The organism is Pedobacter lithocola (genome assembly GCF_042650845.1).
Taxonomy (GTDB): domain Bacteria; phylum Bacteroidota; class Bacteroidia; order Sphingobacteriales; family Sphingobacteriaceae; genus Pedobacter; species Pedobacter lithocola.
On sequence record NZ_JBHSBW010000007.1, the window covers coordinates 1,311,159 to 1,327,173 of the forward strand.

9 protein-coding genes are annotated in these 16,015 nt (G+C 35.7%); 5 read left to right on the forward strand and 4 right to left on the reverse strand.

Going from position 1 to position 16,015, the window contains the following annotated elements; all coding sequences use genetic code 11:
* Positions 1-204: 204 nt before the first annotated feature.
* Positions 205-2,217: a thioredoxin domain-containing protein gene (locus ACFOWA_RS07975; RefSeq protein WP_378983732.1), complete on the reverse strand. Its 2,013-nt coding sequence runs from the start codon at positions 2,215-2,217 to the stop codon at positions 205-207.
* Positions 2,218-2,335: 118 nt separating this feature from the next.
* On the opposite strand from ACFOWA_RS07975, the gene ACFOWA_RS07980 reads away from it, so the two are divergent.
* A complete protein-coding gene (locus ACFOWA_RS07980; protein ID WP_378983735.1) occupies positions 2,336-3,433 on the forward strand; it encodes a mandelate racemase/muconate lactonizing enzyme family protein in 1,098 nt (365 codons plus the stop codon).
* A gap of 112 nt (positions 3,434-3,545) precedes the next feature.
* Here ACFOWA_RS07980 and ACFOWA_RS07985 read toward each other — a convergent pair whose 3' ends face one another.
* Entirely contained in the window at positions 3,546-4,397 is an 852-nt protein-coding gene (locus tag ACFOWA_RS07985; protein ID WP_378983737.1) for a glycoside hydrolase family 25 protein, read from the reverse strand.
* Positions 4,398-4,527: 130 nt separating this feature from the next.
* Here ACFOWA_RS07985 and ACFOWA_RS07990 point away from each other — a divergent pair, with 130 nt between their 5' ends.
* The gene (locus tag ACFOWA_RS07990) at positions 4,528-5,754 is read left to right on the forward strand and encodes an MFS transporter (protein ID WP_378983739.1); all 1,227 of its coding nucleotides are present in this window, start codon (positions 4,528-4,530) and stop codon (positions 5,752-5,754) included.
* 8 nt (positions 5,755-5,762) lie between these two features.
* Here ACFOWA_RS07990 and ACFOWA_RS07995 read toward each other — a convergent pair whose 3' ends face one another.
* Positions 5,763-6,743, reverse strand: a complete 981-nt coding sequence (locus ACFOWA_RS07995; protein WP_378983741.1) for a glycoside hydrolase family 43 protein — start codon at positions 6,741-6,743, stop codon at positions 5,763-5,765.
* A gap of 335 nt (positions 6,744-7,078) precedes the next feature.
* Positions 7,079-8,449, reverse strand: coding sequence for a dipeptidase (locus ACFOWA_RS08000; protein WP_378983743.1), 1,371 nt, complete (start codon positions 8,447-8,449; stop codon positions 7,079-7,081).
* Positions 8,450-8,706: 257 nt separating this feature from the next.
* On the opposite strand from ACFOWA_RS08000, the gene ACFOWA_RS08005 reads away from it, so the two are divergent.
* The 3 genes from ACFOWA_RS08005 to smc all read left to right on the forward strand — a co-directional run bounded on the left by ACFOWA_RS08005 (position 8,707) and on the right by smc (position 15,915).
* The gene (locus ACFOWA_RS08005) at positions 8,707-9,678 is read left to right on the forward strand and encodes a GDSL-type esterase/lipase family protein (RefSeq protein ID WP_378983745.1); all 972 of its coding nucleotides are present in this window, start codon (positions 8,707-8,709) and stop codon (positions 9,676-9,678) included.
* 146 nt (positions 9,679-9,824) lie between these two features.
* Complete coding sequence (locus ACFOWA_RS08010; protein WP_378983747.1) at positions 9,825-12,122, forward strand: ATP-dependent helicase; 2,298 nt, start codon at positions 9,825-9,827, stop codon at positions 12,120-12,122.
* 253 nt (positions 12,123-12,375) lie between these two features.
* Entirely contained in the window at positions 12,376-15,915 is a 3,540-nt protein-coding gene (smc, locus tag ACFOWA_RS08015; RefSeq protein ID WP_378983750.1) for a chromosome segregation protein SMC, read from the forward strand.
* Positions 15,916-16,015: the final 100 nt, after the last annotated feature.

The following is a 16,015-nucleotide window of genomic DNA, read 5'->3' on the forward strand; positions in this document are numbered from 1 at the left end:
GCAACAAACTCTGCTTATACAGCTTTGAATGGTATTTCTAATTACGTATTTTAAGTACAATTTATAAAGCAGAATAAAAAAACATAGCAGAACTATTATCGAAATTAGAGCGTATGGGGTATAATTTAGTTCACACTAAACTATAAACTTAAATGCGCATTTAAAAGTGGCTATTTAATAATTAAAAGATAGAATTTTATCTTTCTATTCCAAATAACCTAACGCTTCCTCAACAGTTTTAACCGGCAACTGGCATACTTTATTTCGGCAGATATAAATTTTAGTTTCGTTGCTTTGCTTACCTTTTAGCAGCGGCAATGTACTTTCTGTTCCCCCCAATGTAATTTTATTTGGAATATAATGATTGCTTAATTCCAATTTAACCACATCGTTTTCTAAACCTGTTATGGCTATTTCATTTATTCCATAAACTTCATTTAACAATTGAATAGCCCAATTTGAATAAGCAGAACCATAAGTTTTTATTTTAGGGTGAACCGCAGCAAGCATTTCAGCAGATTTCTCTGCGTAATGCTCCAAATCATAAAGTAAGCCTATCTTTTTTAAATTTTGTGCCATAACAGAATTTGCTGCCGGTATAACATTATCCATAACCTCGTGCTTACGGGCGATTAAACGCTCACTTTTTACTGATGTATAAAAAAACATTGGCGATTCTGCATCTGTAAAGTTTTCAAGCACATAATCGCTAAATGCTTTTGCTTCATTAATCCATCTTTCATCAAAATCATATTCGTATAAGGCAATTAATGCTTCGATTAGAAAGGCATAATCATCTAAAAAACCTATGATAGTTGCTTTTCCATTTTTATAATTTCGATACAGACCTCCATCATCGGCTTTCAAATTATTTAAAATAAAATTGGCTGAGATTGATGCCTTTTCGTAATATAAATTGTGGTTTAAAACAGTTGCTGCATCGGCTAAAGCTTTTATCATCATTGCATTCCAGGCCGTTAAACATTTGTCGTCTAAACCTGGTTTAATGCGTTTATTTCTAAGTGCAAGCAATTTTTCTTTAGCCAGAATTACTTTATCATAAAGCGTTCCCGCTTCGATTTGGTGTTTAGCAATTAAATCATCATCCGTTATGGTTTTCCGCAAAATGTTGGTATGTTCTTCTTCCCAATTTCCAGCTTCGGTTATATTGTAATAATCACCGATTAAAGAAGCATCCTCACCTAAAATTTCGTCAAATTCTGTTTTATCCCAAACATAAAACTTCCCTTCAATGCCTTCACTATCGGCATCCAATGCCGAGTAAAACATTCCATCATTGGATGTCATTTCTCTAAAAACCCAATCAATGGTTTCTGCAACAGTTTGCTTGAAAGAATCAAATTTTGTGCATTGATAAGCTTCAGCATACAGGCTAATTAGTTGTGCATTATCATAAAGCATTTTTTCGAAATGTGGTACATGCCATTTATCATCAACAGAATATCGGGCGAAACCACCACCAATCTGGTCATAAATTCCACCCCGACTCATTTCTTCTAAAGTGTGGCAAACCGCTGTAAAAACAGACTCATCATCCTGTAAAAAACCATACCTCAGTAAGAAAACCCAGTTATTTGGCAAAGGAAATTTTGGAGCACGATTATATCCTCCGTAAGTAATATCAAAATGGCGCTTCCAGGGTTCAATAATTTCTATTAATTGTTCTTTAGTATATTCTTCTTGAACATTTATCGCAACTATTTTTTCACTATCGTTTATTCCTGATGTTAATCGTTCTGCATATTGAATTGCTTTTTCTGGTTCATTTTTCCATAAATCTGCTACGTTTTCGAGTATGTTTATCCAATCATTCTTCCTGAAATAAGTTCCTCCATAAATTGGTCGCTGGTCGGGTAAACAAATGCAATTTAATGGCCAGCCACCGCTACCAGTCATAAGTTGAATGGCATACATGTAAATTTGGTCGATATCTGGACGCTCTTCCCTATCAACTTTTATACAAATAAAATGCTGATTCATTACTTCGGCAACTTCATGGTTTTCGAAACATTCGCGTTCCATTACATGGCACCAATGGCAAGCAGAATAACCAATGCTTACCAAAATTAGCTTGTTTTCAGCTTTAGCTTTTTGTAATGCTTCGGCTCCCCACTCATACCAATGCACCGGATTATAAGCGTGTTGCAATAAATAAGGAGAAGAAGCATTGATTAAACTATTGGGTTGATTTTCCATAAGCATAAAGGTAAAAGGTTTATGGCGTAAGGCATAGGTTTTTGCAAAAGTTCATTGAAATTTATATTTTTCAGTCCAAACCTTATACCTTTAACCTTCGGCCTTCAACCTCAAAACTATGAAAATTACCCATACAGAAATTTACCGCTTTAGTATCCCGATGGAGCCATTTGTAATTGCAACAGGCACGATGCATTTCGCCCAAAACGTACTGATTAGAATTTATACTGATTCGGGTATTCATGGTATTGGCGAATGTTCTGCTTTCCCAATGATTGTTGGCGAAACCCAGGAAACATGCATTGCAATGGCTAAAGATTTTGCTGCCATTTTGAAAGGTAAAAATCCTTTAGAAATTCCTGAACGGATGAACGATTTATTGGGTTATGCCGACCACAACAATACTATAAAAAGTGCTTTTGATATGGCTCTGTTTGATATTGCTGCGAAAGATGCCGGTTTGCCACTATACAAATTTCTTGGTGGAACGAAGCGAATTATAGAAACTGACATGACGATTGGTATTGATTCGCCCGATGGAATGGCGGCTACTGCCATAAAATACAAAAGCAATGGATGCCGGATTTTAAAGATTAAGTTGGGTAAAGATGTTCATGATGATATTGAAAGGGTAAAAAAGATTCGCGAAGCGGTTGGAAATGAAATGATTTTACGCCTGGATGCAAACCAAGGATGGAGTTTTGATGATGCCCTATTTGCCCTGGGCGATTTGGAAAAGTATAATATTGAATTTTGCGAACAACCAATGCGTACCTGGTATGATGATAAATTACCTGAGCTGAATGTTAATTCGCCAATTAAGTTGATGGCTGACGAAAGCTGTTATAACCATCATGATGCCCGAAAATTAATTAATAGCCAGGCAACAACTTATTTAAATATCAAGTTTTCGAAATCGGGAGGAATTTTAGAAGCGCAGAAAATTCATGAAGAAGCTTTACAAAGTGGTGTTAAGTGCATGATTGGAAGTATGCTCGAAAGTCGGATTGCCTTAAGTGCAAACCTTCATTTTGCATTGTCAAGTCCTAACGTAATATTTTTCGATTTAGATACAGCCTTACTTGGCCATTTGGTAGATCCGGTAGTTGATGGATTGACTTACGATGGTTATTTTCTAGATGTTCCGGAAACGCCAGGCATTGGTGCCGAAGCGGATGAGTTTTTCTTAGAACAATGCGAAAGTTGGACGGTATAGTTCATTAGTCATTGGTTCATTAGGAATTAGTTTAGGCGCAACAACTACATGGTCCAAAAGCCAGATTTTCAACTAAATGAATAATGACAAGTGAACCAATGAACTAATGACCTTACCGAACGAGCATTCTTGCGAGCGCTGTACTATCTCCATTAAAGGCATTAAAATCTACTACATGACCAATACCATTGATTTTGGCTTTATCAGAATGTTGCCAAAATTTCCATTTGCTTTTATCTAAACGCAGCTTAGGTTGATAATAATGCGCAATCCAAAGCGGATAATCATCAAAATCACCTTCTAAATAATCTTCGTAAAACTTTAAACCCGTGTAAACAATTGGTTTAACCTTTGTTTTCATCTCTATATAATTCAAGAAGTCAGAAAGTTCGGCTCTCATTTTTAAAGGTGAAATACCATCCAAACTTTCAACATCAACAACAGGTGGTAAATCTCCTTTTTCAATATTTACAACTTGCAAAAAGAACTTTGCCTGAGCTTTGCCATTACGCTTTGGTCTGAAGAAATGGTAAGCGCCACAAATAATACCTGCTTTCGGTGCTTCACGCCAGTTTCTTTGGAAGTAAGGGTCGACTTGTAAAATACCTTCTGTTGCTTTAATAAAGGCAAATCGAATGCTAACATCGTCATCTTTCATCGATTTTACTTTCTGCCAGTTAATCTTGCCCTGATAATAAGACACATCAATTCCGTGGATTGAATAGTTCTTTGGGATTTTAATATTAAAGCTTTCATAGGTTCTGTAATTAGGGTCTTGCCCCCAATCCTTTATCCATCTCCAAGTACCTACAAATCCCTTAACGATATAACCGTAATAAAATGGAGATAATAAAATTAAAAGTAAACCCGCAAAAGCAACCTTCCATTGGGTAGAAAATGGTTTAGACTTCTTTTTTTTCGTTGCTGTTTTACGTACTGCAGGTTTTCTTTTTATTGGAGGCATTCGCTAAAATTCGATTACAAATTTGATAAAAATATTGAATCTTTAATCGCTCAAAATAATTAGCTTTTATATATGCGAATTCTAATTATTTATTTGAGTTTTTGGTAATTTCGCGAACCAAATAAATATAATGTTCAAACTGGTTTACAATACCTACAAAACTTCTTTTAGTGGCTTAAGCAGAGAAACCTGGCTTTTAAGTATTGTAATGATGTTTAACCGTTGCGGAAGCATGGCCGTTCCATTTATGGGTTTGTACGTTACGCAAAGCTTACACCGTTCTGAAATGGACGCTGGTTTAATCATCACATTATTTGGCGTAGGTTCTATTTTGGGTTCTGCAACTGGTGGTAAACTTACCGATATAATTGGCTTCCGACCGGTTCAAATATTTTCTTCTATAATCGGGGGAATACTTTTTATTCTATTTTCTGCCATAACCAATTTTTCTACATTATGCCTTTTATCCGTTGTTATTAGCTTTTTTTCGGAAGCATTTCGCCCTGCTAACTTTACCGCAGTGGCCCATTATGCAGGTGCAGAAACCATTACGCGTTCTTACTCTTTAAATAGATTGGCGGTAAATATTGGCTGGTCGGTTGGTATTAGTTTGGCTGGAATAATTGCTTCTATCAACTATAAACTGCTGTTTATTGTAGAAGGTGGTGTAAGCATTATTGTAGGTTTATTAATTCTATCCTTTTTGCCAAAAGTTAAAGATTTTATAAAACAGGCGAAGGAAAATGCGAATAAGCTCATCATTACAAAGCCTTGGCAAGACCCTTTTTATGTCAAATTCATTTTACTAACAACGATATTTATTACCTGCGCTTTTTTAATGTTTAGGGTTGTGCCGGTGTTTTTTAAAGAGCAATGGCAGATTGATGAATTTGCAATTGGTATTATCATAGGCCTAAACGGAGGCATTATTGCACTTTTCGAAATGATAATGATAAATAAAATCGAGCATAAACGATCACCACTCTATTTCATCATTATTGGTTCTATTCTATTTGCTGTTTCTTACTTAATTTTAAGTGCTCCAGTTAGTTTCCATTTGGCTGCAGCAATACTAACCATAGTTATTTTTACCGGCGGCGAAATGTTTGCTTTACCATTTATCAATACGATAGTTATTAGCCGAAGCAACGAACATAACCGAGGATTGTACGCAGCAGGCTATACTTTAAGCTGGTCGTTTGCACAGGTAATTGGTCCGCTAGCAGGATTTTTCATAGCCAAACACTTTGGCTATAACTGGCTGTGGTTTGGGTTAGCATGCATGCTTGTTTTATGTGCCTACGGTTTTAGTATCATGAATGACAAAAAACAAGCTTCAGCTTTGCAAACTACTTAAACCAACAATTATTTAACTTTTTGAGCTTTAACACCTTCTTTAGTAATTTTTACAGGAAGAATATTTCCCTGAGCATCAAAATTCATTTCTTCAATACAGGTTTCGCGGTGGTTACCATTGGTATCACCCAATGGGCGGCGATGGTAAACAATATAATATTTATCCTTTTTCTGATTGATTATTACTGAATGATGCCCCGCTCCTGTCGCCATAGTTGGATCTTGTTTCAAGATTTTGTCAATTCTTTTAAACGGACCAAATGGAGTATCGCCAACGGCGTAAGCTACAGAATAATCAGGACCAGTCCAGCCGCCTTCGCTCCACATGAAGTAATATTTTCCGTTTCTTATAAACATGTACGGTCCTTCCACATATTTATCAGGCGTTATTTCTTTAAATATTGTACCATCGTCAAATGGATCGAAACCCGTAAAATCTTTATTTAATTTTGCAATATTGCAATGACGCCATCCGCCATAAATTAAATAATACTGCCCGTCCTTATCCTTAAACACAAACTGATCAATAGGTTGTGCACCATTATAAAATTTATCTACCAGCGGCTTTCCTAAATGATCTTTAAAAGGACCTTCTGGTTTATCTGAAACTGCTACACCAATTCCACCTACTTCATTATCGCTTTGAATATCATTTGCACCAAAAAATAAATAATATTTTTTATCTTTTTCTACAATTGCCGGAGCCCACATGGCTTTATTTGCCCATTTAATTGCTGAAGTATCCAATATATGTTCATGCTTTTTCCAATTGGTTAAATCATCAGAAGAGAATGCATCAAGAAAAACCTGCTCTTTATACTTTGCTGAATACGTTGGATAAATCCAATATTTATTATTGAAAACCGCAGCTTCGGGGTCTGCATACCAACCCGGAAATATTGGATTTCCAGACTGATTAATCGTTTTAGTACTTTGAGCAAAAGAGGTGATGCCAGCAAAAAGTAAAAGTGAAGAGATGATGTATTTCATGGGTACAATCTAAGAAAAATAGCTTAAAATTTAGTTATTGTTTTGAAAAGCAATTGCAGTGCTAATATTCTAAACCAGCCCCGCCCCCGTTTCAAATCTTTTCTGATAGAAAAAATCAGAAAAGGATTTAACACTTCGGTCGGGTTTAGAGGGCAAAAGCTGTAAAACTATTATAGTAAACAAAGTGCCTAAGCTTATTGCATATAATATTTACTCCAAATTTCGTAACGATGGATTTATTCCAGAGACTTAATAGTAATGCTTATCAGCATTCATTTCTAAAAAAAAATCCCTGTTTAGAAAACCAAACAGGGATTATATAATTTATTAAGCACCTATTTACTTAACTCTGCGTAATATTTATGAAATAGCGGCAAAGTTTCTATGCCTTTATAATAGTTATAAATATCATATTTCTCATTTGGTGAATGCAATGCATCGCTATCCAATCCAAAACCAAAAAGTACAGATTTAATCCCCAAAACATCTTCAAATAAAGCAACAATAGGAATACTACCACCGCCCCGAGTTGGGATTGCTTTTTTACCGAAACTATCTTCAATCGCCTTCTCGGCCGCTCTATAAGCAACGCTATCAGTCGGAGTCACCACTGGCTCGCCTCCATGATGCGGCGTAACTTTAACTTTTACATTTTTAGGTGCAATGCTTTCGAAATGCTTTGTAAAAATTTCAGCAATTTCCTCCGAACTTTGATTTGGAACCAATCGCATCGAAATTTTTGCATTGGCTTTGCTTGGTAAAACTGTTTTGGCACCTTCACCAATGTAACCACTCCAAATGCCATTCACTTCTAAAGTTGGGCGTGTGCCAGTACGCTCTAATGTAGAATAACCTTTTTCGCCCCAAACTTCTTCAATATCTAAATCCGTTTTGTATTCATTTTCATCGTAAGGTGCCGAATTTAATGCTGTTTTTTCTTCGTCCGTTAATTCAACAACCTTATCGTAAAAAGCAGGAATCGTAATGTGGTTATTTTCATCGTGTAACGAGGCAATCATTTTGCAAAGAATGGTAGCCGGATTTGCTACTGCACCACCATAAACACCAGAGTGTAAATCGCGGTTAGGACCAACAACTTCTACTTCCATGTAAGCCAAACCACGTAAACCGGTTTCTATTGATGGGTTTTCCATGCTAATCATCGATGTATCAGAAATTAATACCACATCGGCTTTTAAACGTTCGGCATTTGCCTTTACAAAAATACCAAGGTTTGCAGAACCAACTTCCTCCTCACCTTCTATCATAAACTTAACATTACAGGCCAAAGTATTTGTTTGCATCATTAATTCAAATGCTTTGACATGCATATAAAACTGCCCTTTATCATCGCATGCGCCACGAGCATATATTTTACCATCTCGAACAGTTGGTTCAAAAGGTGGCGTATGCCATAGTTCTAATGGGTCTGCAGGCTGAACATCGTAATGACCATAAACTAAAACAGTCGGCAAAGAGGCATCGATAATTTTTTCGCCATAAACAATTGGATATCCGGCTGTTTCACAGATTTCAACCTTATCAGCGCCAGCATCTTTTAATTTTTGAGCTACATAATCGGCTGTTTTTAGTACATCAGCTTTATATTTTGGGTCGGCACTTACGGATGGAAAACGTAATAACTCAAACAACTCATCTAAAAAACGTTGCTTGTGTGTTTCTACATAATTTTTAATTTCTTGCATAACAAAATGAATTTGGGCAAATATATGATTTTAGTGTAAAAGCCTTCAAAAATTAGATTTAGAAATAAAAATTTGAACAATAGCAAAATATTTAAAATTTGGTATTATTAACCCTACAGGTTGTACATTTTGTGTTTATATAATGATGTTGTAAATTATTTATAGTTATTTACTTTTGAAATCATTTTGTTTCGATTTTTTATTAAATTGCGGCTTTTAAAAATCACACTACAAACCTCAATACAAGAAAGTTATCAATGAAATTAAGCGCAATTGTTTCGCATATTATGCTGCTATTTTCATTTTTAACTCCAATAATAGTTTCGGCTCAAACTAACGTAAAAATTAGTTGTCCGGAGGCGGCGCAATATTACGCTAAAGATAGCATCAACATTGTAACTTTTGGGGCGAGTACGGTAGAAGGCGTTAATGGCCTTGGTTTTCAAACCATGCTCGAAAATAATTTTACAAATTGCTATTCAGGTAAGGTTATAAACATTACAAATCAAGGTATTGGTGGGCAAACCACAATGCAAGGTTTGCTTAGAATTGATAAAGCAATTAGAGACCGCACAGGTTTTATTGTAATATCTATGGGGATTAATGATGCCCTTGCAATTGCTAACGGACGTGGAAGTATCGCCGAAACTACGGCAAACATGCGTTTATTAATTACCACAAGCTTGAAGCAAAATCTTGTGCCAATTTTATGTACACTTCAGAATGTAGATGACAGAAATAATAGCGCATTGACACAAGTAAACACAAATATTAGGAATATAAATGCTGCATATCGCCGACTAGCAAGTGAATTTAAAATTTATTTGGCCGATGTTAATGCTGCAATGCGACGAGATTTTTCTTTATATCAAGATGCTTTTCACCCAAACGCAAGAGGTTACAGATTAATAAGTTATGTAATTTTTGATGCGATTAACAAAGCTATATTTGACAAGTTTTTGCTTTTTGTAGTAACTCAAAACTATCCAAACCCAGCATCAAGCCAAACATTTATCGATATAATACTTCCAGAACCTGATAAAATCAATGTACAAATTTTTGATATGATGGGAAGATTAACAAAAACTGTAGTGAATGAATATTTTAATACAGGTAAGCACACATTAGAGATTAATACAACTGCGTTTGCCGCCGGGATTTACTTTTTTAAAATATCATCTGATTCTGGCCAATATAGTTCTGTTAAAAAGTTTATTGTAGCAAGGTAATTTCCGCTAAAACTTTCTTAGTTTTATGTTCTCATTTACTAGGATAAAATAATCTGCTATACAATCAAATCCATGTCTATTTATCCACAAATTCATTAAAAAGCTTTGAATTTCCTATTTTTGAACCTCAAAAAACAGGAGCCGATTTGGATTATTTAGAAGGATTAAACCCACAGCAAAGAGCAGCAGTAGAAAACACTAAAGGACCGGTAATGATTGTTGCGGGTGCAGGTTCGGGTAAAACGAGGGTAATTACGTATCGTGTTGCACACCTCATTCAAACTGGTACCGATCCATTTAACATTCTGGTTTTGACCTTTACCAACAAAGCCAGTAAGGATATGCGTGAACGTATTGGCAAAGTGGTTGGTGCTGAAGCAAAAAACATTTGGATGGGAACATTTCACTCGGTTTTTGCAAAAATTCTGCGTGTTGAGGCTGAGAAAATCGGGTATCCGAGCAATTTTACCATTTACGATACTGATGATAGTAAAAGTGTAATTCGTGCTATTTTAAAAGAAATGCAGCTGGATGATAAATTGTATGCAGCCAATTTCGTTTTTGGTAGAATTTCATCGGCAAAGAATAATTTAATTTCTTGGGGAGAATACCAGGCTAACGACCAAATTCAGGCAGAAGATAATCAAAATAAACGTCCGCTTATTGGACAGATTTACGAACAGTACGCCAAACGTTGCTTTAGAGCAGGTGCTATGGATTTTGATGATTTACTTTTCAAAACCAACATATTATTAAAAGAGCATACCGATGTTTTGAATAAATACCAGCAAAAGTTTAGGTATTTAATGGTGGATGAGTATCAGGATACCAACTTTTCACAATACACAATTGTAAAGAAATTAGCAGCAGCTTATCAAAACATTTGTGTTGTTGGTGATGATGCTCAAAGTATTTATGCCTTCCGTGGCGCCAACATTCAGAACATTTTAAATTTTGAACGCGATTATCCTGATTTAAAAGTTTACAAATTAGAGCAGAACTACCGCTCTACTCAAAATATTGTTGATGCTGCTAGTAGCATCATCGCCAACAATAAAAATCAGTTAGAAAAAAATGTTTTTTCTGAAAATGCCGAAGGCGATAGAATTAAAGTTTCCCGAGCTTTTACAGATAATGAAGAGGGTAAATTGGTTGCCGAAGCCATTATTCAGGAACGCAGCACAAAAGGTTACGACCATAAAGACTTTGCGATTTTATATCGTACCAATGCCCAAAGCAGGGCCATGGAGGAAGGTTTACGTAAACTCAATATTCCCTACAGGATTTATGGTGGTCAGTCTTTTTATCAACGTAAAGAGGTAAAGGATTTGATTGCATATTTCCGTTTAACGTTTAACCCGAAAGATGAAGAGGCTATAAAACGTGTTATAAATTACCCAAAACGTGGAATTGGAGATACATCTATCGATAAAATTATTGTAGCCGCAGATCAAAACGACAAAACGATGTGGGATGTGATTTCTAATGCGCATCAATACGTTGAGGGGCGTTTAGCCAATCAATTGAATGATTTTGCGGTAATGATTCAAAGTTTTCAGGCAGAAGCTAAAAAACTTGATGCGTATGAAACTGCTTTGTTTATTGCTCAACACGCAGGTATTTTGAAAGAACTTTACACCGATGATAGTGTAGAAGGTAGAAGCAGGTACGAAAACATCCAGGAGTTGTTAAATGGTATAAAAGAATTTGCCGAGCGAGAAGATATTGAAGAAAAAGGCTTGGACATTTTTATGCAGGATGTGGCGCTTTTGACCAATGACGATAAAGATGGCGATAAAAATAAGGATACAGTTTCTTTAATGACAATACACTCGGCCAAAGGTTTGGAATTTAAAAATGTATTTATTGTTGGCTTAGAAGAGAATCTTTTTCCTTCACAAATGTCGGTCAATTCCAGGGCTGATTTAGAGGAAGAACGCCGTTTGTTTTATGTTGCAATAACCCGTGCTGAGGTAAAACTTACCATAACATACGCCACATCTCGTTATCGATGGGGAACCTTAACCAATTGCGAACCAAGCCGTTTTATTAATGAAATTAATCCAAGGTTTTTGGAATTGGATGTAAAACCATCTAAAAGCAACGTGCTTGAAGGTAATTTTGATGATGAACGCAAAACCTGGACTTCACAACCACGCGATTTCTTTAGCAAACCAAAACCTGCCAGTACAGCAAGCACTCCACCAGTAAGACCAAAAACTACTTCATTATTAGCAAAAGCACATGTTCCAACTCCTGGCTTTACCCCATCGCTACCTCACGAATTTCAAGGCGGCATGGAAGTAGAACATGAAAAATTTGGATTCGGGAAAATTATAAGCTTAGAAGGAACCTTACCTGATGTAAAAGCAACGGTATTTTTTCAAGGATTAGGCAACAAGCAGTTGTTATTAAAGTTTGCGAAGTTGATGATTGTAAAATAGGAAGAGAATTGTTTGCAACGGAAACATGGTAGATGCAGAATTAAATTAGAAAATTTTCATGATTTTGTGCTTCCGTGGCAATACATTTAAAAATTTTCCTTTCCTCTGTGAAAAACTCTGAGCTCTCTGTGGCTAAAACTCCTTTCTTTTCCCTTCGAAAAGCTTTGCCACCTTTGCGGTTAAACTCGAAACTTGGGTTTGAAAAACCCCAAAATTATCCTTATTATTGGTTTCGGTTCGCCCGTTAAAAACCATGCAACTTACTCGATTAGAAATTAAAGGATTTAAAAGCTTTGGCGACAAAGTGACCATCAATTTTAATGAAGGAGTTACCGCTATTGTTGGTCCGAATGGTTGTGGGAAGTCTAATGTAATCGATGCGATGCGTTGGGTTTTAGGTGAACAAAGCACTAAAGCTTTACGTTCAGAAAAGATGGAGAACATCATCTTCAACGGAACAAAAAATCGTAAACAGGCTCAGTTAGCAGAGGTTTCTTTGAGTTTTGATAACACCAAAAATATTCTTCCAACGGCTTATTCTCAAGTAACGGTTACCCGGAAATTATATAGAAATGGAGACAGCGAATACCGGTTAAATGATGTTCAATGCCGGTTAAAAGACATCACTGATTTGTTTTTGGATACCGGAATCGGCTCGGATAGCTACTCTATTATCGAGCTAAAAATGGTTGATGAAATCATTACCAATAAAGAACATAGTCGACGTTCTTTGTTTGAGGAGGCGTCAGGAATTTCTAAATATAAGCTACGTAAAAAGCAAACATTCAATAAGTTAAAAGATACGGAGGCCGATTTAGAACGTGTGGAAGATTTACTTTTCGAAATTGAAAAGAATCTAAAAAAACTTGAAAATCAGGCCCGAAAAGCCGAACGTTATTATAAATTAAAAGAGCAGTATCGCGAATTGAGCGTTCAGTTGGCAACACACAGAATTGCCTTTTTTCGTACCGATTTACAGGCTCTTGAAAATCAGGAACAGAATCAGCAAAATAGAAGAACCGAATTAAGCAATAAAATTGATACGCAAGAAGCTGAATTACAAAAGCTCAAATTAGAAAGCATCAATCAAGAAAAAAACCTTTCTTTACAGCAAAAAGCAACGAACGAACTCGTTTCAAAAATTCGAGCTTACGAAAGCGAGAAAAAAGTTAAGAATGAGCAGATGCGTTTTCTACAGGAAAAAGAAACGCGTTTATCTGGAGAACTCGAAAAAGATAAAAATCAGGTTAACCATATTAAATACAATATTAAGCGATTAAATGAAGAGGTATTAACTGAAACCGAGGTTTTTAATAAGCTGGAATTTGATTTAAAAAACCTGAAATCAACCCTTGATACGCTAAGAGAACAACAGCAAACCGAAAAAAACAGAACGGATAATTTGCTTAAATCCGTTAACGATTTGCAAAATCAAGTTTATCAATCTCAAAAAGAAATCGACATTTTGAACATCCAAAAAGATGCTTTGGTACAGGAAACCAATAGAAATGTTGATGATACTGAAACTAAAACATTGGAATTAAAGGCTTTCGAACATGCTTTGGCCGAACTTGATATCCAGATTTCTGAAAAACAAATTAACATTAAGCAACTTAAGGATGCTGAAGAAGTTATAAAGGAAAAGCTTGCAGAAGCTGAGTTAAATTTAAGTTCGAACAAAGAAAAACTTACTGCAGAAAATCGAAAAAAAGATGCCAGGCAAAACGAATATAATCTTACAAAATCGCTTGTTGATAGTTTAGAGGGTTTCCCAGAATCTATCCGTTTCCTTAAAAAAAACAATGCCTTTGCTAGAAATACCCTACTCCTATCGGATATTTTATTTTGTGATGAAGATTATCGCATTGCAATTGAAAATTACCTGGAGCCTGTAATGAACCATTATGTGGTTGATAAATATGCCGATGCCGTTCAAGCCATTAACCTTTTAACAGATGCTAGTCGCGGGCGGGCAAATTTCTTTATTTTAGAAAATGTTCCTGATAAAAATGTTGCAATTGGGAATCACGAAGGCTTAGTTTCAGCATTATCAGTTACTGAGGTTGATAAAAAATACCAGCATCTGTGTAATCTACTTTTGCAAAACGTTTACATCGCCATTGCTGAACAGGAAAATATTTTCAAAGAAACACCAACAGAAAGTTTAACCATCCTGGCTAAAAATGGGAAATATGCCCAAACAAAATTTACTTTATCAGGCGGTTCAGTAGGTTTATTTGAAGGCAAAAGAATTGGTCGTGCTAAAAATTTAGAAAATTTAGCTAAAGAAATTAAACAATCAGAATCGCTGATAAATCAATATAACGCAACCATAAACGCTGAAACGAATAATATTTTAAACCTGAAAGAATCATCAAAGCTTAATCAAATAAATACCTTTCAGCAGGAATTAAATCGGTTAAGCAATGAGCAAATTTCCGTTCAAACACGTCGCGACCAATACCAGGAATTTATTACGACAAGTGAAAATCGTAAAACCGATATTGCACAAAAAATTGTTTCTATAGAAAAATCGCTTTCAGAAAAGTTGCCGGCATTGGTAGAGTTGCAGAAAAAGCAACAGCAAGACCATTTAAATTTACAAGAACAACAATTAAATTACCAGGAACTTGCAGACCAAGTTAATGATAAAGCAGGTAAGTACAATCAAGATAATATTCGTTTCCACCAGCAACAAAATAAATTGGCTGGTTTAGAAAAAGATTTAGATTATCGCTTTGTGCAAGAGGAGGCACTTAATAAGCGAATTACTCAGAATGATAAAGAATTGCAGGAAACCTTAACTCAAATTACGGCCACATTACAACATACCGATTTGAGTGATGATACGCTTTTAGAAATGTATCAACAGCGAGAGGAAATGGAAAAAGGACTTGCAGAGGCGGAAAAGGCATATTTCGACAGTAAAGGCAACATCAATGAGCTAGAAACAAACCTAACTCAAATCCGCAAAAACCGTGAAGAATCTGATTTTTTACTAAACGAAATAAAAGACAAAAAGAACACCTTAAAAATAGATTTAAATTCTTTAAAAGAGCGTTTAGCTGTAGAATTTAATATTGATATCAACGACTTGTTAGAAACAGAAACTGAAGTTGAAGCGAAGGAAAGTGAATTCGAAATTCGCCAGAAAGTTGAAAAAATGAAACGCCAGCTTGATGAATTTGGCGCCATTAATTCAATGGCTATGGAGGCTTTTAAGGAAATGGAAGAGCGTTATGTTTTTATTCAAAACCAGAAAAAAGATTTAAACGCAGCCAAAACCGACCTTTTACAAACCATAAAAGAAATTGATGATACCGCGAAAGAAAAATTTATGCAGGCCTTTACCCAAGCTCGCAAACATTTTATCGTGGTTTTCCGCTCCCTTTTTAATGAGGAAGATAGTTGTGATTTGATTTTGTCCGATATTCAAAATCCGCTGGAGGCCGATATTGATATCATCGCTCGTCCAAAAGGCAAAAGACCTTTGTCCATCAATCAATTATCAGGTGGTGAGAAGACACTAACCGCAACCGCACTCCTATTTTCACTATACCTATTAAAACCGGCTCCTTTCTGTATTTTCGATGAGGTTGATGCACCTTTAGATGATACCAACATTGACAAATTCAACAACATCATTCGCAAATTTTCCGACCAATCGCAATTCATCATTGTATCTCACAATAAACGAACCATCGCTAGTACAGATATTATTTATGGCGTAACCATGGTAGAACAAGGCGTTTCGAGAGTTGTAGCGGTAGATTTAAGAGAGGTAGCGGCTTAAGCAAAATGATAAAACCTTAATGAACAAAGCTAAATTCGCATTATTGAAAGTAGTTTTGCTGATTGAAACAATCACAACATATAGCCGTTATCTAAAATGA